20 protein-coding genes are annotated in these 24523 nt (G+C 69.0%); 9 read left to right on the top strand and 11 right to left on the bottom strand.

Annotated features, from left to right (window positions below; all coding sequences use genetic code 11):
• The first annotated feature begins 261 nt into the window (after window positions 1-261).
• From MMF94_RS05295 to MMF94_RS05285, 3 genes are read left to right on the top strand one after another with little or no spacing between them, the layout of a single operon-like run.
• A complete protein-coding gene (locus MMF94_RS05295) occupies window positions 262-2997 on the top strand; it encodes a helix-turn-helix transcriptional regulator (RefSeq protein ID WP_241035128.1) in 2736 nt (911 codons plus the stop codon).
• Window positions 2998-3011: 14 nt separating this feature from the next.
• Window positions 3012-3797: a thioesterase II family protein gene (locus tag MMF94_RS05290; protein ID WP_241035127.1), complete on the top strand. Its 786-nt coding sequence runs from the start codon at window positions 3012-3014 to the stop codon at window positions 3795-3797.
• 54 nt (window positions 3798-3851) lie between these two features.
• Window positions 3852-4130 carry a hypothetical protein gene (locus MMF94_RS05285; RefSeq protein WP_241035126.1) on the top strand — a complete coding sequence of 93 codons (279 nt, stop codon included), beginning with the start codon at window positions 3852-3854 and terminating at the stop codon, window positions 4128-4130.
• 203 nt (window positions 4131-4333) lie between these two features.
• Here the strand turns inward: MMF94_RS05285 and MMF94_RS05280 are convergent, their stop codons facing one another.
• The gene (locus MMF94_RS05280) at window positions 4334-5101 is read right to left on the bottom strand and encodes an SDR family NAD(P)-dependent oxidoreductase (RefSeq protein ID WP_241035125.1); all 768 of its coding nucleotides are present in this window, start codon (window positions 5099-5101) and stop codon (window positions 4334-4336) included.
• Window positions 5102-5187: 86 nt separating this feature from the next.
• On the opposite strand from MMF94_RS05280, the gene MMF94_RS05275 reads away from it, so the two are divergent.
• Entirely contained in the window at window positions 5188-5964 is a 777-nt protein-coding gene (locus MMF94_RS05275) for an IclR family transcriptional regulator (RefSeq protein WP_241035124.1), read from the top strand.
• A gap of 197 nt (window positions 5965-6161) precedes the next feature.
• Window positions 6162-7559, top strand: coding sequence for an MFS transporter (locus tag MMF94_RS05270; protein ID WP_241035123.1), 1398 nt, complete (start codon window positions 6162-6164; stop codon window positions 7557-7559).
• Between the two features lie 23 nt (window positions 7560-7582).
• Here MMF94_RS05270 and MMF94_RS05265 read toward each other — a convergent pair whose 3' ends face one another.
• The 4 genes from MMF94_RS05265 to MMF94_RS05250 form a co-directional block, all read right to left on the bottom strand.
• A complete protein-coding gene (locus tag MMF94_RS05265) occupies window positions 7583-8437 on the bottom strand; it encodes an LLM class flavin-dependent oxidoreductase (RefSeq protein WP_241035122.1) in 855 nt (284 codons plus the stop codon).
• A gap of 169 nt (window positions 8438-8606) precedes the next feature.
• Window positions 8607-9296 (bottom strand): hemerythrin domain-containing protein, encoded by a 690-nt coding sequence (locus tag MMF94_RS05260; RefSeq protein ID WP_241035121.1) that lies wholly within the window; start codon window positions 9294-9296, stop codon window positions 8607-8609.
• Between the two features lie 203 nt (window positions 9297-9499).
• Window positions 9500-10471 (bottom strand): helix-turn-helix domain-containing protein, encoded by a 972-nt coding sequence (locus tag MMF94_RS05255; protein WP_241035120.1) that lies wholly within the window; start codon window positions 10469-10471, stop codon window positions 9500-9502.
• 104 nt (window positions 10472-10575) lie between these two features.
• A complete protein-coding gene (locus MMF94_RS05250) occupies window positions 10576-11475 on the bottom strand; it encodes a helix-turn-helix transcriptional regulator (protein ID WP_241035119.1) in 900 nt (299 codons plus the stop codon).
• A 125-nt stretch (window positions 11476-11600) separates the two neighbouring features.
• On the opposite strand from MMF94_RS05250, the gene MMF94_RS05245 reads away from it, so the two are divergent.
• The 3 genes from MMF94_RS05245 (at window position 11601) to MMF94_RS05235 (ending at window position 14537) form a co-directional block, all read left to right on the top strand.
• Window positions 11601-12596, top strand: coding sequence for an aldo/keto reductase (locus tag MMF94_RS05245; protein ID WP_241035118.1), 996 nt, complete (start codon window positions 11601-11603; stop codon window positions 12594-12596).
• Between the two features lie 205 nt (window positions 12597-12801).
• Complete coding sequence (locus tag MMF94_RS05240; RefSeq protein WP_241035117.1) at window positions 12802-13698, top strand: alpha/beta fold hydrolase; 897 nt, start codon at window positions 12802-12804, stop codon at window positions 13696-13698.
• Window positions 13699-14030: 332 nt separating this feature from the next.
• Entirely contained in the window at window positions 14031-14537 is a 507-nt protein-coding gene (locus MMF94_RS05235) for a hypothetical protein (RefSeq protein WP_241035116.1), read from the top strand.
• Window positions 14538-14619: 82 nt separating this feature from the next.
• Here MMF94_RS05235 and MMF94_RS05230 read toward each other — a convergent pair whose 3' ends face one another.
• From MMF94_RS05230 to MMF94_RS05220, 3 genes are all read right to left on the bottom strand, one after another.
• A complete protein-coding gene (locus tag MMF94_RS05230) occupies window positions 14620-16023 on the bottom strand; it encodes an FAD-binding oxidoreductase (protein ID WP_241035115.1) in 1404 nt (467 codons plus the stop codon).
• 504 nt (window positions 16024-16527) lie between these two features.
• Window positions 16528-16938 (bottom strand): carboxymuconolactone decarboxylase family protein, encoded by a 411-nt coding sequence (locus MMF94_RS05225; protein ID WP_241035114.1) that lies wholly within the window; start codon window positions 16936-16938, stop codon window positions 16528-16530.
• A gap of 60 nt (window positions 16939-16998) precedes the next feature.
• Complete coding sequence (locus MMF94_RS05220) at window positions 16999-18027, bottom strand: aldo/keto reductase (RefSeq protein ID WP_241035113.1); 1029 nt, start codon at window positions 18025-18027, stop codon at window positions 16999-17001.
• Window positions 18028-18208: 181 nt separating this feature from the next.
• On the opposite strand from MMF94_RS05220, the gene MMF94_RS05215 reads away from it, so the two are divergent.
• The gene (locus tag MMF94_RS05215; RefSeq protein ID WP_241035112.1) at window positions 18209-18883 is read left to right on the top strand and encodes a TetR/AcrR family transcriptional regulator; all 675 of its coding nucleotides are present in this window, start codon (window positions 18209-18211) and stop codon (window positions 18881-18883) included.
• A gap of 58 nt (window positions 18884-18941) precedes the next feature.
• On the opposite strand, the gene MMF94_RS05210 is transcribed toward MMF94_RS05215, so the two are convergent.
• From MMF94_RS05210 to MMF94_RS05200, 3 genes are all read right to left on the bottom strand, one after another.
• The gene (locus tag MMF94_RS05210) at window positions 18942-20570 is read right to left on the bottom strand and encodes an MFS transporter (protein WP_277398652.1); all 1629 of its coding nucleotides are present in this window, start codon (window positions 20568-20570) and stop codon (window positions 18942-18944) included.
• 131 nt (window positions 20571-20701) lie between these two features.
• On the bottom strand, window positions 20702-21766 hold the full coding sequence (locus MMF94_RS05205; RefSeq protein ID WP_241035110.1) for an alkene reductase: 1065 nt from the start codon (window positions 21764-21766) through the stop codon (window positions 20702-20704).
• A gap of 183 nt (window positions 21767-21949) precedes the next feature.
• Entirely contained in the window at window positions 21950-23908 is a 1959-nt protein-coding gene (locus MMF94_RS05200; protein ID WP_241035109.1) for an ABC transporter ATP-binding protein, read from the bottom strand.
• Between the last annotated feature and the right edge of the window lie 615 nt (window positions 23909-24523).

Genomic DNA, 24523 nt, shown 5'->3' with positions numbered 1-24523 from the left:
CGGGCAGAACGGACATTACTACCTGAAACCATCCGGACCACGGTCGAGACGCTCACAGCGCAGTGGGAGCCCCCGGCAAGCGCGTTCCCCGTGATCACCGCCGAAGTCCACGGGCGACGCGACCGACCGGCGTGCTGCACCCCGACCGAGCCGGCACGACGCCCGCGCCAGGGGGCTGGGCACGGGTCCGATCGATCCGATGGGAGCCGGCACGTCACCGACGTGCCGGCTCGTGGGGGCCACACCAGGAACGGGCAGACGATGATTCTGTTCGAACGGACCGTACAGACCGATCGCCTTCGGGCGCTGTGGGACGAATGCCGTGGTGGGAACGGGGGTGTCGTCCACGTCCACGGACCCGCGGGGAGCGGGAAGTCGGCGCTGCTGCAGGAGTTCTGCGCCATGGCCGAGGCCACGGGGGCCGCGGTGCTCTCCGTGTCCTGCACCCGAGCCGAACAGGAGATGCCACTGGCCGCGATGGGGCGCCTGCTGAGGTCGGCGCAGGCCGGCGTCTGGGACGACCTGCCGGCAGGGGTCGATCCGGAACCCGACGACGACGTCGGGGGGGCTCCGGCCGAGCCGGATGTGACGATCCCGGCCGGAGCGATCACCGCACTCGCCCGGGTTCGGCCCGTCGTGATCGCGGTGGACGACGTCCACCGCGCGGACCAGTGGTCGATACGTCACCTGCTGCGGATCGCGAGCCAGGCGCCATGGGTCCGCATCCTCGTGGTGCTGACCGAGCGCACAGCCACCGGGCGGCGCCGCTCCGAACTGCTCGACGAGCTCCTCCACAGCTCGGGCGCCCGCACCGTCGGCACGGCCAACCTCTCCCGCGACGCCGTCCGCGAGCTGCTCGACGTCGAGTACCGGGTGCCGCCGCACGCCCCGGGCGTCGAGGAGTGTTGGCGGGTCACCGCGGGGAACCCCCTTCTGCTCCGGGCGCTGGCCCCCTCGATCGCCGCCCGCGACGACCGGCCGTCGCCCGAGTTCCACGCCGTCGTCCGGGGGATGCTCCGATCGCTGGACCCGCCCACCGTCCACGTGCTGCGCGCGGCCGCCGTGCTGGGTGACCACCTGGAGGTCGCCGACCTGCCGGACATGCTGGGCGTCCCGCCCGCCTCCCTCGGCCGGGTCGTCGACGACCTCGAGAGCGTCGGGCTGCTCCGCGCCGGCGCGTTCCGCGATGCGACCGTGCGCGACGAGGTCGAGGCGGACATGAACGAGGAGGAGCAGGTCGACTGGCACCTGCGGGCAGCGCGTCACCTGTTGCGGCGGCGGGCACCGGCCTCGGCCGTGGCCGGCCACGCCATGCGCGCCGGCCGCGCCCCCGACCGCGAGATGGTGGAGGCACTGGTGGAGACCTCCGAGCACCTGGCCGACGACGACACCCACGAGGCGCGACGGTGCCTGGACCTCGCCCGCCGCTGGGCACGGGACCCCGACCTGCGCGCCGACATCGACCTCGCGTTGATGCGCGTGGAGCTGCAGGTCGTCCCGGCGTCGGCGGTCCGGAGGCTCCCCTCGGTGACCTCCGCGATACTGGAGCGCCGGCTGCGGCCGCACGAGATCGCCGAGCTGGTGGAGATCATCGGCTGGCACGGTGGACCCGAGGCGTGCAGCGAGCTGATGAACCGGGTGACGGGCGGGCCCGCCGCCACCGGGCGCGGCGCAGTCGAGCTGGACAGCTGTCGCATGCTGCTCACCACCGTCTTCCCCGATCTCGCCGGTGAACCCGGCCGCGTGGCGGGCCCCGGACCGGACCTCGGTCCCCGCCGCTTCCCCGCGCGCTTCCGGGTGGAGATGCTCGCCTTCGCCCACTCGTTGCTCCAGGAGGGCTGGACGGCCGCCACGGCCGAGATGGCGCACAACCTGCTGCTGCGGCCGACCGTGCTGCCCGCCCGCGACGCCCGCGCCGTGTTCGTCGCGCTGACGGCGATGGCATGGGCCGACCGGCTCCCGTCACCGTCGGTGTTCGACCGGCTCGTCGACGCCGCCACGGCCCGCAGCTCCCCGGGCCAGACAGCCGTGTTCCTGGCCGCCCGGGCCGACTCCCACCTGAGCCGCGGCCGGATCGCCGACGCCGAACGCGACGCGCGCGACGCGCTCGACGCGGTCCCCACCGATGCGTGGGGGGTCGGCATCGGGCGGCCGCTGGCCACCCTGATCCGGGCCACCACGGAGGCCGGCCGGGACGCCGCGGCCGCGGAGCTGGCCGCCGTCCCGGTGCCCGACGCGCTGTACGAGTCGGTGTTCGGCCTGGCCTACCTGTTCGCGCGGGGCGGCCACCAGCTGGCGCTGGGGCAGTGCGCGGCGGCGCTGGAGGACTTCCGCACCTGTGGCCGGCTCATCGCCCGATGGGGCCTGAACCACGACGGGGTCGCCTGGCGGTACGGCGCGGCGCAGGCCCTGCTGGCGCTGGGCCGCGAGGCCGAGGCGCGCGCGCTGCTGCGCGAGCAGCTCGACGACTCCGACAGCGGCGTGGCCCGCGGGCTCGCCCTGCGGCTGACGGCGTCGCTCACCTTCTCCGACACCACTCTTCGGCTGCTCGACGAGGCACTCGCCCTGTTCGACGAGGCCGGCAACGACCTGGAGTCCGCCCGCACGCTGGCCCGGATCAGCGAGTGCCACGAACGCCGTGGTGAGAGCGGCGCGGCCAGGGATAAGCGGTCTCGTGCACGACGGCTCGCCCAGGAGTGCGGCGCCCGGCAGCTCGTCGAGCAGCTCACGCCCGCCCCCAGCACCGAGCAGCAACCGGAGATCCTCAGCATGACCACGCCGTCGGGCGGCACAGCGGTGCTCACCTGGGCGGAGTCGCGGGTGGTGGAGCTCGTGGTGCAGGGCCGCACCAACCGCGAGATCTCCGACCGGCTGTTCGTCACGGTCAGCACCGTGGAACAGCACCTCACCAGCGTGTACCGGAAGCTGGAGGTCAAGCGGCGGCGCGAGCTGGCCAGGCTCTGCCGCTCCACCGCGATGCTCAGCCTGACGTCGTAGAACGGGAGCGTGTGATGCCGCAGGACGCCGAGCGGCGACAGTGGGCCCGGGTGTTCCACCCCGCGCCGGACGCACCCGTGCGTCTCGTCTGCTTCCCCCACGCGGGCGGGACGGCGAGCTACTTCGGCCCGCTCGCGCGGGCCTCGGCGCCCGCTGTGGAGGTGACGGCCATCCAGTACCCCGGCCGTCAAGACCGCTTCCGGGAACCCTGCTTGTCCTCGGTCGACGAGCTCGCCGATGCGGTCGTCGGGCCGATGACGGCAGCCGACGACCGGCCGGTGGCCCTGTTCGGCCACAGCCTGGGCGCGTCGGTCGCGTTCGAGGTCGCCTGCCGGCTGGAGGGACTCGGCCGGGCGCCGCTCGCGGTGTTCGTCAGCGGTCGCCGGGCCCCCTCCCGGCCCCGTGACGACAGCGTGCACAGCCTCGGCGACGACGCGCTCGTCGCCGAGATCGGGAAGCTCGGCGGCACCGACCCGCGGGTACTGGCCGAGAAGGAGCTCCTGCGCCTGGCCCTGCCGGCGGTGCGCGCGGACTTCCGGGCCGCGGAGACCTACCGCTGGCGGGGCAGCGGACCGATCAGCTCACCGCTGCACGTTCACGTCGGCGACGACGACCCCCGGGTGACGGAGGACGAGGCGCGCGCCTGGGCCGCGCACACGACCGGGATCTGCACCCTCACCCGGCATCCGGGCGGCCACTTCTACCTCGACTCGCGAACAGACCAGGTCCTCGCCGCGATCAGGCACGAGCTCTTCTCGCGGGCGCCGAGCGATCGCATCCCTCCCCGTTCATCGACATGAGCCGTGGCTCTCCGGTCACGACGGGGGCGTAGGCGAGGGCGACGGGTGGCCCGGTTGGAGAGTCGCGCGAGCTTCCCCGACACGGTCGGCGACCGGGACCTGGAGCAGGCGTGGTCCGGGGTGCCGGCCGTCGAGCTGGCGCTGACCGACATCGATCTGGGCGAGGCCACCCCAGGCCGCGAGCCGATCACCTGGGAGCAGGCACGGGCGCAGCTCGTCGAGCTGGAGCGGCTGGCCGACATCAGCGACTTCCCGGGGCAAGCAGCGATCCTGCCCGGCCTGGTGCCCGGCGCGGTGTTGACACGGTGGCAACGCCGCAGGCCGGATGGATGAGGTGGCCGTGCAACCTCGCGAGCCTTGCCGCCGCCGCTCGTGAGCTGGTCGCCGGACGTCGAACCACGTCGCGCTGACCGGCGTTCCGGCGCGCCGTCTGCCTCTCGCAGCCGTCACGTCGGTATGCCGTGGCGTTGACGTGGCCGCGTGATGATCAACACCGGACAAACGACACCGCCCCGATCCCCGGAGGGTGGGGGCCGCTACGCCACGCCGCCGTCCACCAGCAGGATCTGGCCGGTCATGTACGAGGACGCATCCGAGACCAGGTACAGCACGCTCGACGCGATCTCTTCCGGCGTCGCCTGCCGGCCCAGCGGCACCATCCGCCGGACCAGCTCGTCCTGGGCCTCGCGCCCGCCCATGAAGTCGACGGCCGGATCGTTGAACGGGGTGTCCACCCAACCGGGGCAGATGGTGTTCACCCGGATGCCTGCCGGGGCGAGCTCCATTGCCAGAGCCCTGCCGAAGGCGACGATCGCTCCCTTGGAAGCCGAGTACGCGGTGAGCCCCGGACCACCCTTCACCGCGGCCAGCGAGGCCGTGAAGACGATCACGCCGCCGCCCGCTGCCTCGAGGTGGGGCGTCACATACTTGGCGCCCAGGAAGCAGTGTCGCGGATTGACCCGGAACAGGGCGTCCCAGTCGTCGGTGCTGAACTCCGTCACGGGGCCGGAACGCTGCAGTCCCGCGTTGAAGAAGGCCGCGTCGACACCGGAAAGACGCTCGGCACTCGTCTCGATCAGCCGGGCCACCGACTCCTCGTCGGCGACGTCGGTGTGCACGAAGGATGCCTCGCCACCCTTGTCGGTGATCGCACGGACGGTCTCGTCAGCCCCCTCGGCGTTGAGATCACCGATCACCAGGCGCGCTCCGTGCTCGGCGAACAGCAATGCGGTCGCCCGGCCGATGTTCGTCGCGCCACCCGTGAGAACCACGCGCTTTCCGACGAGCTGTCGCAAATCGTCCATTGCTCCCACTTTCACATATTTCGGTATGCTAAATGCGCCTCGCGCAGCTTAGCAATTACCCCTGCCGCGCCACGTATTCTTGACAAGTGCCACCATCGACCGAGTCGGGCCTGTCGTCCGTGGGGCGCGCCCTCCGATTACTCGAAGCCGTCGCGGAAGGGCCGCCCCTGGGGGCCACCGAGCTCGCCGCACGGCTCACCACTTCGAAGGCCACCGCGTTCCGCCTCGCTCGCACTCTGCAGGCCAACGGTTACCTGGAACAGCTGGAGGACGCGCGCTACCGGCTCGGCCCTCGCTGCCTGGTCCTCGGCGCCCGGGTGTCCAGCGAGATCGACCTGCGCCAGGAACTGCGCGGGGCCGAGGAAGAGCTGTACGCCAGAACCCAGGAGACGGTCCTGCTGACGGTCATGGCCGGCCGGTTCGCGGTCTGCCTGGACTCGATTCCGTCGAGCCATGCGGTCGTCAGCGTCGCGCAGATCGGCACGGTCTGGCCGCCGCACGCGGTCTCCGGAGGGCTGGCCATCCTGGCAGAGGACGACGAGTTGCGTGACGAGTACCTGGCCGAACCGTTGACCAGTCACGCACCTGACACGATCACCGATCCCTCGGCGCTCCGGGACGTCCTCGTCGAGACACGCAGGGTCGGCTACGCGGTGAACGACAACTACCTCCGCCCGGGCGTCTGCGCGATCGGCGCGGTGGTGCGCAAGCCGTCCGGCGAAGCGGTGGCCGCCCTGTCGGTGATGCTGCCGGAGTTGCGCCTGCGCGAGACCGGGGTGGAGACACTCAGCCAGACCGTGTGCGCGGTGGCCGATCGCGCAAGCCATCATCTCGGCTGGCGGCCCGTCACGGCAGCCGGCTGACACTCGCCGAGAACCTGGCGCCCCCGGCTGCGGAGCGTGGCCAGTGGTTCACTCATTTCCGGAGCTCGTTTCGCTATACGGCACAGGATTGCAATTCGCGGATCGCCTCGCTTAGTTTGAGCCCAACGTCGCAGTGACTCTCCGACCCCGGCTCGAGCTGGGGGTTGTCCGCGGCATGTCACATTGGGGTTGCATGCATGGCACTTGACGAGTTCGCACCTCCGCGCCGGCGTCGCGGCAGGATCGGCTTCAAATACTCGTGGCTCGCACTGGTCGCACTGTGGCTCGTCTACGCGATGAACGGCAATATGCGCCAATTGGTGTTCGCCGTCCAGCCGTCCATCGTCCAGGAATTTCGGATCACACCCGGCGAGCTCGGGCTGTTCACCGGATTCCTCACGCTTGCCCAGGCCGTCCTGGTCCTCCCCCTGTCGATCTGGTCCGACCGGGGTGGGCACGGCTGGGCGCGGAAGTTCCGCGAGCTGCCGGTGGCCCTCGGCTATCTGGTGTTCTCGCTGCTCACCGGGATCGGCGGGCTGACCCATAGCTTCGTCAGCCTGTTCACCCTGCAGGCGGTCAAGAACGCATTCAGCGGGGCGGGCGAGTCGCTCGAGGTCACCGCGGTGGCGGAATGGTGGCCGGTGGAACGCCGCGGGTTCGCCCAGGGCCTGCACCACACGGCGTTCCCGTGGGGATCGCTGATCGGCGGCTGGGCGGTGGCCGCCATCCTGGCCAGTTTCGGCAGCTCGAACTGGCGCCTGGTGTTCCTGTTGCTGCCGCTGGCCACCATCCCGATTCTGATCTTCTACTGGGTGGTCTCGAGCAAGGGCCGGTTCGACGCCTTCGTCGCGGACACCCGCGGCCGTGGCCTCACCGTCCCGGTCGCAGGCGACACGGCCGACCGGGATGCAGCCGGATCCGCGCCAGGGGCAGTCGGCCGTGCGCTGCGCAACCCGAACGTGCTGGTGAGCGCGATAGCGTCCGGGCTCGGCCTGGCGATCTACACCGGGATCAACTTCTGGATCCCGCTCTACCTCGCGTTCGTCGCCCACTACGACTTCGCCCAGGTGGCCGCCTACAGCGTGATGTTCACCATCACCGGTGGGATCGGCCAGATCCTCTGGGGAACCGTCTCCGACCGCATCGGGCGCAAATACACGCTGATCATCTGCTTCCTGTGGCTGACCGTGGCGCTGATCCTGCTGCAGCAGATCGGTATCAGCCTCGGCTGGCTCATCGGCGTGCAGCTGTTTCTGGGCATGGCCACCAACGGCATCTACCCGGTGCTGTACGCGCTGTCGTCCGACTCCAGCGAGAAGGGCGCGGTCGCGATCGGCAACGGGCTGCAGATGGTCGGCCAGGGAATCGGCGGCCTGTCCCCGATCCTGCTGGGCTGGCTGATCGGCGTCGGCGGGGGGTTCGCCAGCGCCCGAGGGTTCGACTACGGGCTCTACTTCCTCGCCGCCCTGCAACTACTGGCCGCGATCCTGATGGCGCTGTTCACCCGGGAGACGATCGGCATCTTCAAACACCGCGACCGCGCCCTGGTCTCGCGCGAGGCGTGCAATATCGACGCCGCGACTGCCGGCCGGTGAGCCGACCGATCCCCCTCGACGACTCAGAGAACGATCTCGGCCAGGCGGGAGACTTCGTCCACATCGTCGGTCGAGCCGATGAGGATGAACTCGTCGGCGCCGAGGTCGGTGTAGGCCTGCACGGCATCCTTCACAGCTCCGCGTGAGCCGCTCACGCCGTCCACGACGATCTTCGCGAAGTCCTCACCGGTGACGTCGTAGTAGTGCTTGACGTTGGCGCGCCCCTGCTCCACGTCGCCGAGGGCGAAGTAGCCGAGCGCAACGAGCCGCGGGTCACCCTCGCGGCCCGCGTCCTTCCATGCGGCCCGAGCCGCGTCGAAGAACGGGGCGACCATGGGCGCCGGAACCGCACCGCCGACGTAACCCACCCCTTCGCGCGCCATGCGGGCGTACGCCGGCGCGCTGTTGGCTCCGAAGAGCATCGGCACCTGGCGGGTGCCGGCGGGCACGGCGGGGTTGGTCCCGCCTCCGACGGACTCACCGTTCCAGATCTTGCGGTAGACCTCGAGATCGCGGTCCATCCGCTTGCCGCGGCCGGCCACACCGAACCCGTCCACGACGAAGTCGTCAGGGCGCCCACCGACACCGATCCCGACCGTGAGCCGATGGCCGGACACGCCGTCGATGCCGGCAAGCTCCTTGGCCAACAGCTCCCCGGGCCACACCGGCGCGAGCATGACGTGGCTGAGCAGCCCGATCCTGCTGGTGGCACCCGCCGCCGCCGCGAGCGCGACCGTGTCGCTCACTCCTGGGAAGGCATAACGACCGACGGTGCCGAGCGAGGAGAACCCGGCCTCCTCGGCCTTGGCCGCCCATTGCGGAATCATCTCGGGCCGGACATTGTGGACCTGGTTGGGGAGCCCGATACCAATTTTCATGCAGATCTCCTATGACAGATCATAAAGTGCGCAAGGGCCGGCGGGCCACCGACGAAATCCTAGCCGCCCCAGCGCACGACTCCTCGCCTGCGAGGTCGACGCCGCTGGATCGGACGTCCACGACGCGACTTCTCAGAACCGGCATCAACTTCTCGAACGCGCTCTTGGCTCAGACTTGGGTACTGCGCGGCGGCGTGGCCATACCGTGGATTTTCTCGGCGTGCATCGCAAAGGCCTGCGCTGCCGTCCGTCGAATGATCGGACCTATTTCGGCGGGCATGTTGGAGATGGCGGCGTCCACGATCTCCGGGTCACCCTCGTACATCGTCATGCCGAACATGAGCGGCATCTCCGTGGGGGCCAGGTGCTCGGCCGCCGAGGCCTGGATCATCTGGTTCCACTCGGCGAGCGTGATGCACTTCTCCATGACCGGCACCACGTTCTCCTCCTCGAAGCGCATGTGCTCCAGGAGCACGGGAAGCATGCGGTCGAGGGCGGCGCTCACCCGCTCGCGTGCACCGGCAGTCGCGTCGCCTCGCCAGTACGTGACCGATTCCTCGAGCTCCGCAGCAGCCCGGTCGATCTCCTCGTGCTGCTCCTCCACGTGACGCACGTGCGGCACGATGTCGGCCGCACCGCGTTCCCGCAGGATCGGCCAGACCTGCGCGTCCTCGAACTCGTGGTGACCGTGCAGGGCATTGGTCACGAAGTCGATATGGCGGGCGACGGTCTCCACGCGCTCCCGACCGCTGTTTCCTGTGGACTGGACCACCTGGGGCATGAGGGAGAACTCGCGCCGAAACATCCGGTGCAACGTGTACATTTCGCGCGCGTCGAAGAACTGCCCGGCGCCTGCCATTTCCAGAACCTTTCGCGAGATGAACGTCAAGAAGCCACAGGGCACGGAGCGACGCGCTCCGTTCTCCGCCTCCGGGGACGAACCGGACAGACGATGAGAACGAACGGGTCCATCGGTCCGGCGGCATGGTTCCCTTTCTGCGGAGTCGCTGTGCCGAGCCAGTCGACCGCACCGGACCCCCAGCGGGACACGGTGATTCCTGCTCACCGTGGAGGCAGTTCCTGCGGCACGGGTACAGGGGCGGCACCGGCACGGCTGTGCTCGCGCCGCCAGCCGGCCGGAGTCATCCCGTACAGCCGCAGGAACGCCCGTTCGAACGTCCTGAGGTCGAGGAACCCGACGGCGGCCGCGATGCGCGACATCCCCACGCGCGCGTACCTCTGATCGGACAACATCACCTGGGCCGCGAGCAGCCGCTGCTGGCGAAGGTAGGCACCGGGCGTCGTCCCGATCCGTTCGAACAGGGTGTACGTACGGCGGACCGACATGTGGTGGCGGCGCGCCAGCTCTTCGACCCCCAGATTCGGGTCGGCCAGGTGTTCACGGACATGCGCCTGCATCATGTCGAGCAAGACGCCCCCGGATCCGTTCCCACTCGGCACGGAGGGTGCGATGTCCCGCAGCACCATCGCGAGCAGATCGATGGCGGCCTGCCCCGCGTCGAGCCGCTGCGGCGCCGTGAGGTCGTCGGCAACCGTGAAAAGTCGACCGAGGTAGCCGGAGAGCATCTGCATGGCCGGCGCCGTGGGGCGCATACGGCGTGCGCATCCCTCGGTGATCTCCGCGGCACGCAGCGGGAGCAGCCCGCGTGAGAATCGCAAGGTCAGCGTCCGGGTCTCGGTCGACGAGACCCGCTCGGAGGGGCTGCACGCCTCGGCCAGGAGCCCCGTTCCTGCGGTCACCGCGACGAAGCGGTCGTTCTGGTAGACGTTGCACTCACCCGCTGTCTGGATGCAGAAGAGCATCAGATCGTCCTCCGACGCCCTCGCCGCCATCTGGGCGGTCCGGACCGCCGACATCGGTCCCCAGTGCGACCGGGAGAGCGCCATGGTGTCGCCGAGCTCGTGGAGCGCCATCCGCCCGCGATAGCCGGGAGCCGTCTGGGCGATCATCGGCACAAAGACCTCACCGGCGACATCTTCCAGCTCCGCGCCGGAGTACTCGTGGATCCGCACGACCCGAGGCTAGCTGTGGCCATCCGCCCAGGTAGGGGCGTGCCATCCGGCTGATGTCGCGGGCTTGGTACAACGCGACCGGGTGATCGGCGCACCTGCAAGGGCTACCCGGCGATGCCCTCGGGCGATGACTTCTCCGCGCCCTCGTGGTCGGGCGCGCCCGTAGCCCGCGAGGGGAACTCCTCGACGCCGAGCACCCGCAGAAGCTCCAGCCGCTCGCGTGCCTCGTCGTCGGCCGGCGTGAGCACCAGGAGCTGCTGCCGGTGATCGGGAGTGACCAGAGTCTCGCAGTCCATCAGCAGACGACCCACCCGCGGGTTCACGAAAGTTTTGCGGTCGGCCCGCCGGACCGCCACCTCGTGCTCGGCCCAGAGCCGGCGGAAGTCCGCGCTCGCGGCCCGCAACCGGTGGACGAGCCCGGCGACCGTGGGGTCGCCGGACCGGCGGCCTGCGGCCGCGCGCAGGTCGGCCACGAGCTGACGGGCGTGGTACTCCTGCTCCTCGGGCGGGCAGACGGCGCGGGCCGCAGGATCGGTGAACCAGCGGTGCACGACGTAGCGCCGGTCGCCGGAGAAGTCGGTGAGGTCGCCCGTCAGCAGCACGGCCGCCCAGTTCTGGGCGAGGACCTCGCCCAGGTCGGACAGCACGAGGGCCGGGGTGTCGCCGAGCCGGTCGAGCATGCGCAGCAGGCCGGCGCGGGCCAGGCGGGCCACCCCGTCGGCCGGCGGGGGCTGGTGGCCTGCCAGGTGGAACAAGTGGTCGCGCTCGTCGTCGGATAAGCGCAGGGCACGGGCCAGGGCGCCGAGCAGTTGAGTGGAGGGCTGGCTGCTGCGGCCCTGCTCGAGACGTACGACGTAGTCGACCGACATGCCGGCGAGCATGGCCACCTCTTCGCGGCGCAGGCCGGAGGTACGGCGGCGCGGGCCGTCGGCGATGCCGGCCTGGGCCGGGCCGATCGCCGCGCGACGGCGGCGCAGGAAGTCGGCGAGCTGGTCACGCTGCATGACCACATGTTCCTCGCGGTCGGCGGGCCGATCCAGGGAGCGGCTCTCCCACGATCAACGCTCCGCTCCCGCACGTCGTGGCGCGGGTCAGAGTGGCTGACAGATCGACGACGAAGGAGAACGTGATGCACACACGAACCCTGGGCAACACCGGCCCGGCCGTTTCCGCGCTGGGCCTGGGCGCGATGGCCATGTCGGGCGCTTACGGCGCGACCGACCGTACGGAGAGCATCGCCACCGTCCACGCCGCGATGGAGGCCGGGGTCACGCTGATCGACACCGCCGACTTCTACGCCATGGGCCACAACGAGGTACTGCTCGCCGAGGCGCTGCGCGGCCGAGATCGGGACAGCTACGTGCTGAGCGTCAAGTTCGGCATGCTGCGAGGCCCGGGCCCCGAGTTCGGCGGGGTCGACGCTCGTCCCGAGGCGGTGAAGAACTTCCTCGCGTACTCGCTGACCCGGCTGCGCACCGATCACATCGACATCTACCGTCCGGCCCGGCTGGACCCCGCGGTGCCGATCGAGGAGACGGTGGGCGCGATCAAGGAGATGGTCGAAGCAGGGTACGTGCGGCATGTCGGCCTCTCGGAGGTCGACGCCGCGACGATCCGCCGGGCACACGCCGTGCACCCGATCGCTGACCTGCAGATCGAGTACTCGCTCCTGTCTCGCGCGGTGGAGGCGGACATTCTGCCGACGCTGCGGGAGCTGGGCATCGGACTGACCGCGTACGGGGTCCTCGGCCGCGGCCTCATCTCGGGTCATTGGAGCGCAGGCCACGTCGGCGGCCCCGGCGATCTCCGCGGCTTCAGCCCGCGGTTCTCGAGCGGGAACGTGGAGCACAACCTCGCTCTGGTGGAGGCGCTGCGCCGGGTCGCCGACGCGAAGGGCTGCACGGTCGCCCAACTGGCCATTGCCTGGGTGGCCGCGCAGGGCGACGACATCGTGCCGCTGGTGGGCGCCCGCACCCGCGAGCGGCTGGCCGAGGCGCTGCCCGCGACGGAGCTGGACCTCACCGCGAACGACCTCGCCGAGATCGAGAAGGCCGTGCCGGCAGGAGCCGCGCGCGGTGACCGTTACCCGCCGGCGTTCATGTCCAGCCTCGGCGTAAGGAACTGAGCGGGGCACGTGAATCGGCCTGCGGCGCATACGCCGTAGACCGGATACAAACCAATGGACTTTTCCATGGCAGCGATCGAAAACTTGGAGGCGGCTACATCTTCCTTGTCTTCGATGTGACTCATCCGACAAGTCCACGGCGCAAGCTCGGCAGTACGTTGCAGGGAAGCTCAGCGGCACCCACACCTTCATGAGAGAAGCACCGATGAATTCCCTGAGTGTGCCCAGTCCCGGCGAGCACATCGTCGATATCCACGGCGTGCCACAGCACTACCACGTTGCCGGCTCCGGACCGGTGTGCATTGCACACTCCGGAGGGCCGGGAGTCGAGTGGGAGTATCTGCGCATGCCACACCTGGAAGAATTTCTGACGATGGTGTACGTCGAGCCGATCGGAACCGGGAAGTCAGGTAGGCTGCCTCAGCATCCACATGGCTACACGATCGACCGTTACATCGCCCATATCGATGGGGTCATCGACGATATCGGCCAACGCAGTGTGATCCTGCTCGGCCACTCATACGGTGGTCTGATAGCACAGAAATACGCCTTGACCCGCTCGGAAAAGCTCAGCGGCCTCATCCTCTACGCCACCGTGACCACAGACGGCGACGACTTCTACGCCGAAGTCGAGCCCAATTTTCAGGAGTTTCTCCGTAGGCATTCGGACGCACCCGATCTCGACGACGTCAAGCAGGCGTACATGCAGGGCTACAGGGGCGGCGCCAGCACTCATGACGACGAGTCCGTGACAGCGATCTTCCGCCAGGTCCTCCCCATCTACTTCGCCGACTACTGGCGATGCGAGCACGAGTTCGGCCCGCTCCGCCAGGAGGCGCGGCGCGCATACGTCATCGACGACGGACGCCCCAACGATTATCGCGGACAGCTCTCCGCCATCGTCACCCCGACCCTCGTCACGACTGGTCGCTTCGATGTCGTCTCCCCACCACGCTGGTCCCAGGAAATACATGAGGAGATCAACGAATCCACCCTCGTCATCCTGGAGGAAAGCGGCCACATGGCACACCTCGAGGATCCCCAGGAATTCGCTCGGGTCGTGAACGACTTCCTCGACGGTCGGCCTGGAACTGCCGGGTAGCCGGACGGTCGCCGGCGAGGCGCTGGCCCCTGGGGCGCCGCAGGCAATCCGGCCGCCGGCGTCAATAGCCCGATGCACCACGATACCCGACCTTATCGACATTCGGACACTCCTCACCCTTTCCCGCGGAACGCGAGATCTCGACAGCTTTCCCAACCCTGGCCGACGGATCGCTAGGCTGGGTGCCGGGGGAACGAGCCTCGCGTTCCGCCGCAGCGCCGCGGGGGACACGACGAATCACCCGGGCCGTCCCGAACCAGGTGTCGTCCCGGCAGCGGAGCTGCGCGTGATCGTCGTTTCGAACGATCTCTGCGGTGATGAGGAGTTTATGAATGATGATATCCGTCTATCGCTTTCTGGCGTACTTGATGGTGCTCGCGGTGGTCTTCCAGGCTTCGGTGATCGCATTCGCGGTGTTCGGTTTGCGGAACTGGGTCATCGTGGACGGCGGGACGCTGGAAGGGCGTTCCCTGCGTGGCGAACCGGCGTACACCGGGCAGATCGGGTTCCTGCTGCACCAGAAGAACGGCGAGATCGTCATACCACTGATCGCGATCCTGCTGCTGATCTGTTCGTTCTTCACGGCGGTGCGACGCGGAGTGATCTGGACCGCGGCGCTGGCGGCCACGGTGGCAGTGCAGATCTACCTGGGCACCTTCCCCATCGGCCTTCCCGTGCTGGGCATCCTGCACGGGATCGGAGCTCTCGCGATATTCGCGTTCGCGTTGATCACCGCGACGCGCCCGAGACTCATCTTCGCCGCGCGGCACGCCGCAGCAACCCGCCGGAAGACGACCGACACGGCCACGTTCGGCTCGGGTTCTGAAAACGCCACCTAGGCCCGCGAACCGTTCCGCGGGGGAGCACGGCTGCGGCTCGACAGCGCCCGGGAGGTGGTGCCGGGCGCTGCCGAGCCCGTGGTCAGGCGGGAAGGATATTGAGGTTGCGGTGGAACAGGTTCTGCGGGTCGTACTCGGCCTTGATCCGGGCCAGCCGCGGGTACTTCTCACCGTAGGTCGCCCGCACCCGGTCGTCCTCGACCTCCGACATCGCGTTGATGTAGCTGCCGGTGCCGATGGAGTACGGCTGCAGCGCATGCCAGAAGTTCCGTACCCAGTCCCGTTCGGCGGCCAACAGCTCCGGGGCCTCGCACACAGCCGTGATGAAGAAGGCGAAATGGGGCACGCGGGCCCCGCCGAACGCGGTGTCGGCGTCGGCGGTGTCGCAGTAGGCGCCGTCCATCCGAAGGAACAGCATCACGGAGTGCGGTGACGTGCGCAGCGGCGCCTGCTCGACGAGGACGGAGATGACCTCCTCGGTGAGCTCCTCGATGTAGGTGCCCTTCTCATAGCAGTGCAGGCCCCATCGAGTTGCCTCGTCGAAGAGCTGTTGCAGCTCGACGAAGGGCGTCGGGGTGACCGTGTCGAACAGGGGCGGCAGTTGCCGGCTGATCCGCTCGACCAGCTGGGCGTGCAGCTCGCCACCGGCGTCCTCGGGGCCGAGGTCGGCGAGCATGAGGACGTAGCCGGGCTGGTGCTGGTACTGCTCGGGCACGAACGGGGCGTCCGGAGCCGTGATGGCGCCCATCGCCAGAGCGAACTGGCGGGGCAGCTCCTCGAGCAGCGCCTGGCCGAGCCGGAACATCTCGACGGCCTGGTCCTGGCCGTAGAACAGCAAGGCGAACTGGACGGTGGGGCCGACCTCGTGCAGCCGGAACTCGAACTCGGTGATCACTCCGAAGTTGCCGCCGCCGCCGCGGATCGCCCAGAGCAGGTCCGGGTTCTCGTCGTCGGCGGCGCGTCGCACCTGCCCGTCGGCGGTGACGACGCGGGCCGACACCACATTGTCCAGGCCCAGCCCTGACTTCCTCGCCTGCCAGCCGATGCCGCCGCCGAGGGTCAGCCCGCCCACACCGGTATGACTGATCATCCCGGCCGGTGTGGCGAGCCCGTGCTTCTGGGTGGCGACGTCCATGTCGCTCAGCAGGGCGCCTCCGCCCACCTTCACGCGCCGGGCCGACGGGTCGACGTGCACGCTGTTCATCCGTCGCAGGTCGATCACCAGCCCGTCGTCCACGGCGGAGAGGCCGGCGAAGCTGTGGCCGCCCCCGCGCACCGCGATCTCGAATCCGGCGTCGCGGGCGAACGTGATGGCGGCAGCCACGTCCGCGTCGGACTCGCAGCAGACGATCACCGCCGGGTGTCCGTCCTTGTCGCCGTTCCACACGCGTCTGAATTCGTCGTAGTCGGGCGACTCGGGAGTGATGAGCGATCCGGCCAACGTGGCGCGCAGAGCGGTGACGTCGCCGGCGATTGTGCTGGACATCTACGAGGACCTCCGTCGTACACAAATTGTTTGCGGTCGGCGACATCCTTGTCGGATCAGTCGAACCTACCCCAGATTACATCCTGCTCATTCCATGGTCTTCGTAATCGCTCCGACATGAAACGTGCGCAGCCGCCCCGGGACAGGCCGGAGTCCAGGGTCAATTGGGAGGGGGCTCACGCTTGCGGCGCCCACCGGACTCGGAATTTGCGACAAAGGTTGGGAAATGGTCCAGGTGACCGGACAGCGACGGCAGCGACCTGCCGCGAGCGGCGTAGCGACTGGTCACGATACGGGCATGCATTCCGCGGATATACCCGACGAGTTGGTGCCAGGAACATCATCAGCACTAGCACTATTGCCCACACCGGCGCCGTCGGACCCGGCGGCCGCGGCCCGCGCGGCAGCGACACCGCCTCGGCGTCGCCGGACAGGGCGATCAAACACTGAGTCGGAGGGAGGCGACGGCGCGCCTCCTTTCCCACCACGGGAAACGCCTCGCTCTCACCGGGATTCTTCGGCCGTGTCGGTCTCCTGGAAGACCTGCTGGGCGACCTGATAACCATCGAAGGCACGACCTGCGCCGGCGTACGCCGCGATGTGGATGAACGTCTCGACGATCTCTTCAGGGGTCACTCCGTTGTTGAGTGCGATGTGGAGTTGCCCGCGCAGGTGTGCGCCCAAGGTGGCGGCGATCGTCACGGAGATGAGAGAGCGGGTACGCGTGTCGAGTACGTCGGTGCGTGACCATGTATCACCGAAGGTGTGCACTGTGGCCAGGCGCTTGAAGTCCGCGGCGTTGGCGGGCTCGCCTCGGCTGGGTTCCAGGATCTGTTCCAGCCGGCTGCCGCGCAGTCGAGCGGCGATGTCGAGTGCGGCTGCGTAGCCCGGTTCCTTCTCCTCGTTGCCGGTCACTGGCGGTTCCTCATTCGCCTTTCGATCCGGAGGAATGCTCGGATGCCGTGAACGCGGGGGTTACCGTTGGGGGCGAACATTCATGACGCCGTACTGCCCGCCGCGCACACTCGTGGGGTCGAACAGGTCGGCGAGGAAGGCGACGTCGTCCGCGCTGAGCGGAACGGCCGTGGCGGCGGCGTTCTGACGTGCGTACTCCGCCCGCTTCGTGCCGGGGATGGGGGCGATGTCGTAGGGCTGAGCGAGCAGCCAGGCCAGTGCGATCTGCCCCGGGGCGTGGCCCCGCTCGTCGGCGAATTCCTTCAGCCGCTCGATGAGGCGGAGGTTCTCCGCGAAGTTCTCTTCTTGGAATTTGGGGAGCGTGGCGCGGAAGTCGTCACTGGTGAACGACGTGGCGCTGGTGAAGCGGCCGGCGAGCGCGGCCCGTCCCAGCGGGCTGTACGGGACGAAGGTGATGCCGAGCTCACGGCAGGTGGGAAGCACCTCCTGCTCCACCTCGCGGGCCCAGAGCGAGTACTCGCTCTGCAGGGCCGAGATCGGCGCCACCGCGGCAGCCCGGTGCAGCAGGTCCGGCCCGACCGCGCTGAGCCCGATCGCGCGTACCTTCCCTGCGGTCACCAGGTCGGCCATCGCGCCGACGGTGACCTCGATCGGCACGGCGGGGTCGAGCGTCAGGCGATGGCAGTAGTAGAGGTCGATGTGGTCGACTCCGAGGCGGCGCAGGCTGGCGTCGCAGGCGGCGGCCACGTACTCCGGGCGTCCGTCGACGGCCACCCCGCCCTCCGGGGCGAGCCGCGCACCGAACTTGGTGGCCAGGACCACTTGGTCGCGCCGGCCGCGAACGGCGCGACCGAGCAACTCCTCGTTGTGGCCGAACCCCTTCTGGGGCTGGCCGGTGGCCGCACCCGCCGCGCCGTAGATGTCGGAGGTGTCGAAGAAGTCGGTGCCGGCGTCGATGGCGGCGTGGATCGTGGCGACGGACTCGTGCTCGTCTGCGTCGCCGTAGAACTGGGACATCCCCATGCAACCGAGGCCGATCGGCCGGACGGAGATGTCGGTGTGTCCGAGAGCGACACGGGCCTCCCGCACGGTGCTCCTACTCTGAGATCTCGGATGGCGGTGGTCGCCGGCGCCGCGATCCGCAGGCGACCGAATAATTGGTGTCCACTGGACCTTTATTGCCCACCGTATCGGTCCGCCGGACACCTATCAAGTGTCCGGTGGGCCGATACGCTGGAGCGGGCTGCGCAACGGCGCGCGAGGAGGGTCGATGGACGACGTAGAGGTGCCGGCCTTCCAGCGGGCCAGGCGGCCCGAGCAGCGAGACCTGCGCCGGCAGAAGATCCTGGACGCCGCGGAGGATCTGCTGGCCGAGATGCCAGCGGAGGAGATCAGCCTCCGAGAGCTCGGGCGCCGCCTGGGCGTGTCCAAGACGCACGTGGTGCGGTACTTCGAGAGCCGCGAGGGCGTCTTCCTTGAGCTCCTCAATCGGCAGCGGCTGTCCTGGATCGAGGCTCTGGTGAACGAGTGGCCGAGCCCGCCCTGCGAGCCCGACCACGTGATGCAGGCCTGGGCCGACTCCCTCGCCGCACGGCCGGTTCTGTGCCAGCTGTGGAGCCTGCTGCCGAGCGTCCTGGAGCGGAACGTCTCGGCCGACACCGTGCGCGCCTACAAACTCACCGACCTGGAACAGCGCACCACACTGGCCAACCTGATCAGCGACCGAGTGCCGGCCCTCGGCGCGGACGACGCGTTCACGCTGACGCGATACGCCGTCGTCTCGCTGGTGGGCCTGTGGCCGTTCAGCAACCCGACCCCGACGCTCCTCGAAGCCACCGCCGACGCCCGGCTCGCGGGCTCCCGGGTGGAGTTCGCCGCCATGTACGGCGAGATCCTTCAAACCACGCTCGCCGGCCTACTCGCCCGCGCACACGTCAATCGTTGACCAGCGTCGGTTCCCGATCAACTCCGGGAGTTGCACCGAACGCATCCCACGATCCTGTTCACCGGGCGGTTCGGCCCGGTTGCGCGGCCAGCCAGTGCGTCACCGTCGGTGGGCGATCGGGGTCGGTCATCGCCCAGATCCTGGCCAGCCGTTTCTGATCCCGCTCGCTGACCCGCTCGTGCTGGCGAAGATGCTCCTCCCAGGAAGCGACGACGAACTGCTCGACGATCCGGTGTGGTTCGGCCGCGTCCTGCCAGACCCGCCATGACGTCGCTCCGCTGCGCCGCCGACTGAACCGGACGTCCCGGAGAGCCGCGAGCAGTTCCGCATCGGCTCCGTCACAAGGGCGGTACTCGATGGTCACCATGACGGGTCCGCCGGGGAGCGCCGCGGTCGTCAGTGTCGGCTGGGACCACTCGTCTGCCGACACGAGCTCTTCCGGAGGAATGGTCTGAAATCGGTGGCGCAGTTCGACGAGCGCGCCCAACACCAATCCCACGGCGACGACGAGCAGCGTGGACGAGAACCCGAGACGTTGGGCGACGACCCCGAGGATCGCGCTGCCGACGGCGTTGCCGCCCTGGAACACAACCAGGTAGTACGCCATTCCACGGCTCTTCGCCCAATCGGGCAGCATCAGCTGGTAGGCCGAGTTCAGCACCGACAGCGCAAGAATCCAGGCGAACCCACCGATCACGAGCGCAACGGCGACAGGCGCGACGAGGGGCACATAGGCCAGGACGATCGCCACGGCGGCGAGGCCGAACGAAGCGGCTGCCAACAGGAAACCCGCGCTCGTCCGAAGCAACAGGTGTGGCAGCACGGCGGCACCGACGACTGCGCCGACGCCGACGCACGCCAGCAGCAGCCCGTAGCCGCCCGAACCGAGCCGCAGCTCCGACTGCGCGACGAGCGGGAGCAGGGCCCAGATCAAGCTGGCGAAGAAGATGAACAGCCCCGCACGAAGCAGGATGACGCGCAGCGTCGGGCTGGCCATGACGTAGCGGGCACCGGCCCGGATCGCCTCGCCGACATGCTCACGCGGGAGCACATGGGTGGAGGGCTTGTCACCGCGCCACCATGCGATGACTCCGATGACGGCGACGAAGGTGACCGCATTGATCAGGAAGAGGGTGCCTGCGCTCGACGCCGCGAGCACGATGCCGCCGATCGCCGGACCCACCGCGCGGGCGAGGTTCTGGTTCACGGCGCCGAGAGAGATCGCCTGAGGGCGTTCGGCCGGGGAGACGAGCTCGGGTTGGAGCGTCTGCCAGGTGGACGCGGTCATCGCCCCGCCGCTGCCCACCGCGAAGATCAAGGCGAGCAGCAGCCAGGGCGTGACGAGGCCGGCGAGCGCGAGCACGCCCAGCGCCGCCGCAGCGAGCAGCATGAACGCTTGCGACACCAGCAGGAACCGCCGCCGATCCACGACATCGCCGATCGCCCCGGCGAACACCGCGAACAACATCACCGGCAGGCTCGACGCGGTCTGGACCAGCGCGACATAGGTCGCCGAACCCGTGAGCATGAGCATCAGCCACTGCGCGCCGACGGTCTGCATCCAGCCGCCGACGTTGCTCACGAACTGTGCGCTCCACATCCCGGCGAATGCGCGATGGCGGAACGGAGCCCACGCCGACCCCGGCGTCGGTGGCACTGTTTCCGTGGACGGGCTGGTGGAAGACATTGATGAGTCCCAACGACGTGTGCGCTCACCGGAACCGACCGGGCGGCGCTGTTGCCGGAAATGGCGTGAAAGCCGCGCTGCCGCGAGCCGCGTAACGCGGCCGCCCCGAAAGCCCGGTCGGGCTGCGGTTGTCAGTCCTCGAGTGCGGGGTAGTCGGTGTAGCCGTGGTGGTCGCCGCCGTAGAAGGTGGCCGGCTCGGGGGTGTTGAGGGGTTCGTTGCCGGCCAGGCGGGCGGGCAGGTCGGGGTTGGCGAGGAACAGAGCGCCGAAGGTGATGATGTCGGTGGTGCCGTCCTCGATCAGACCCAGTTGTTCCCTGTTGGTGAAGGAGCCTGGGGTGGAGGGGTTGAGGATGAATGCGCCGTCGAACTCTTTGCGCAGATGGAGGGTGATGTCCCGGTAGGGGCCTTCGAAGATGTGCAGATAGGCCAGGCCGATCGGCCTCAGGCCGTCGACGAGGGCGGCGTAGGTGTCGTGGGGGTCGTCCTCGTGGATGTCGTTGTTGGTCACCCCGGGAGAGATACGCAGGCCGACGCGGTGTGCGCCGATCCGCTCGGCGACCGCTCTGGCGGTCTCGACCGCGAATCGGGCGCGGTTGTGTTGTGAGCCGCCCCAACGGTCGGTGCGCAGGTTCGCATTGGTCGAGAGGAACTGGTGGATGAGGTAGCCATTGCCGCCGTGCAGTTCCACGCCGTCGAAGCCTGCGTCGATCGCGTTGGCCGCGGCCTGTGCGTGGTCCTGGATCGTGGCGGCGATGCCGTCTTCGGTCAGTTCGACGGGCACGGGCGCGTCGCCCATGCCGTCGCCGATGAAGATCTGGATGTCGGCGGGTACCGCCGAGGGCGCGACGTAACGCATGCCGGCGGGAAGCAGGCTGGCGTGTCCGACCCGGCCGCTGTGCATGAGTTGGACGAAGATCCGGCCGCCGCGCTCGTGCACGGCGTCGGTGACCTTGCGCCAACCGATGATCTGTTCGGTGCTGTGGATGCCCGGGGTGTTCAAGTAGCCCTGTCCGACGACGGATGGCTGGGTGCCTTCGGTGATGATGAGCCCGGCGCCGGCCCGTTGTGCGTAGTACCGCGCCATCAGGTCGTTGGGAACCTGCCCCGGGGCGCGGTTGCGCGTCATCGGGGACATCGCGATGCGGTGCGGCAGGACGAGGCCGCCGACGGTGACGGGATCGAACGGGCTGGGCATGGACGCTTCTCCTCGACTGTGGCGGCAGTCCGCAGAATTAGTCAGCCAAGCGGACTATCACTAGTTATTACTACATCGAGGCGACGCCGAGCCTGGTGGAGTGACCAGCGCTACACGAACACTGGATGACGCGAGGCTTGCGCGAAGCCGGCGAGGAAGACCATCGAGCATCGATGGCGTGAGCTATGCGGCGTCCCTTCCGGTAACGGCCCGGCCGTCGGCGTGTCCGGTGAGAAGCGTTGCCCCGTCGCTGAAGCGCACGCCGTCGGCGCAGCGGCACTCGACCTTCCCACCGGCGAACTGCTCGGTGTAGAGGCGCGCGTACAGCCCGCCCTTCGCGAGCAACTCGGTATGCGTACCGCGCTCCACCACCCGCCCCGCCTCCACGGCAAGGATCAGGTCGGCGCCGAGGATGGTGGAGAGCCGGTGTGCGATCGCGATCGTGGTGCGCCGCCTCGTCGCGTTCTCCAGGGCCTGCTGCACGAGCCGCTCACTGGTGGTGTCCAACGCGCTGGTGGCCTCGTCGAGGATGAGGATGCGCGGATCCTTGAGCAGCACCCGTGCGATCGCGAGCCGCTGCTTCTCCCCGCCGGAGAGCCGGTAACCCCGCTCCCCCACCACCGTGTCGTAGCCATCGGCGAAAGACAGGATGCGGTCGTGGATGTTGGCCGCCTTGGCGGCTTCCTCGATCTCGGCCTGATCGGCGTCGGGCTTCGCGTACCGCAGGTTGTCACGGACGGTCGAGTGCAACAGGTACGTGTCCTGCGTGACCATCCCGACCGCATCCGCCACCGACGCCTGCGTGAGCCCGCGAACGTCACGTCCGTCGATCAGCACGCGGCCGCGGTCGACGTCGTAGAGCCGTGGGACGAGGTAGGAGATCGTCGTCTTGCCCGACCCGCTCGGCCCGACGATCGCGGCCAGCTGTCCCGGCTCGACGGTGAACGAGATGTCGCGCACGGCCCACGCCACGCCGCCGTCCCCGCCGGACCCGTCGCCCGGCGCGGGCTCCGCCACCGGCTCGGTGCCGTCCGGCACGGCAGCCGGCTCCGGCGCAGGTGGGTAGGCGAACCACACGCGATCCAGCTCGACGCGCCCGGTGACGGTGGCGGTCTCGAGCGTGCGCGCGGACGGTGCGTCGACGATCCGCGGCCGCAGGTCCAGGTAGGCGAAGATCCGGCCGAAGAGCGCCAGCGAGGTCTGCACGTCCAGCGAGACGCGCAGCAGGTTCACCGTGGGGAAGAGCAACCGTGACTGGAGGGTGCTGAACGCGACGATGGTGCCGGCGCTGACCCCGATCCCTGCGGCGATGAGGAATCCCGCCACCAGATACACCAGTGCCGGGGTGATGCCCATGAACGTCTGCACCACGGCGAAGAACGACTGCCCCGACATCGCCTGGCGTACCTGCAGATCCACCTGGCGGCTGTTCTCCTCGCGGTAACGGGCCACCTCGTCGGCCTGCCGGTTGAAGACCTTGGCCAGAAGCACCCCGGACACCGACAGCGACTCCTCGGTGATCGCCGTCATGTCCGAGAGCGACTCCTGGGTGCGCGCGGCGAGCTTGCGCCGGACCCGGCCCACCCGAACCTGGAGCAGCAGGAACAGCGGCGTCATCGCCACCGCGACGAGCGTCAGCTGCCAGCTCAGCACCACCATCGCGATCAGGGCGGCAGCGACCGTCACCACGTTGCCGAGAATCGAGCTCGCAGTCTCCGACAGCACCGACTGCACGCCGCCCACGTCGTTGGCGAGCCGCGACTGGATCACCCCGGTGCGCGTGGCGGTGAAGAAGGCCAGGTCCATCCGCTGCAGGTGCTCGAACAAGCGCCCACGCAGGTCAGCCATCACGCGGTTGCCCAGCAAGGTGGTGCGGTAGGTCTGATACACCCCGATCAGCGCCGACACCACCGGCACCGCCACCATCCCACCCACCAGCCACGCCAGCAGCTCGATGTGCACACCGCTGCCGTCCGCCGGGAACAACGCCTGGTCGAACGCGGCCTGCGTGAGGAACGGGGTGATGATCCCCAGCCCACTGCTGAGCAGAACAGCAACGGCGATGACCACCAGACTCGTGCGGTAGGGGGTGAAGAGCGACCACACCCGCCGACCCAGCTGGTCGGACTCCGTGCTCGTCATCGCTCCTCCTCGGATGAGCTGCGTCAATGGCCGGCGGGTTGATCGCCCGCCCGGCGGTGGTGGTGGCGACGGCCCGGACGCTGGATGGGTGGCCGGCGTCGGGCTGTTCGGCAGCTCCACCGGGGACTCGCGGGCCGGCCTGTTGGCAGGCGGCCGGATGGCGGAGCGACACCGAGTTGTCCCGGCAGCCGCGTGCAGCGTCACTTTCCCCATCTGCCCGAGAAACTGACCACTGATGATGATTGTCATGCTTAGTGACGAGATCTCAGGCTAGCCCGACCGAGACAACAACGGCAAGCGCGCGAAGCCACCGGCCGGATCACGAAGACCGGGCAGTGCACCTGGAGGACGATTCCGACCTTTCGCCCGGCCACGCACGCAACGAGATCGAGATCTCAGCTCCGAGCCGGTTGCTTCCGACTGCGCAACTGACTACTTTCACATTGTCAGATCAACTGACTATCAGCTTCAGTGATCATACGAACTCGTATCGTGCGACAAGCGCAGGGTCGTCCGAATTCCGAAACAGCATGAGCGACGAGTCCCGCCCGGAAATCCCGGACAGGGATCGGGCGTGCATCAGGTGCTGCTCCGAGGTGGACCGCGCAATTGGCT

Source organism: Pseudonocardia alaniniphila (assembly GCF_022524485.1).
Lineage (GTDB): Bacteria > Actinomycetota > Actinomycetes > Mycobacteriales > Pseudonocardiaceae > Pseudonocardia > Pseudonocardia alaniniphila.
This window is presented reverse-complemented; position numbering and strand designations above follow the sequence as displayed.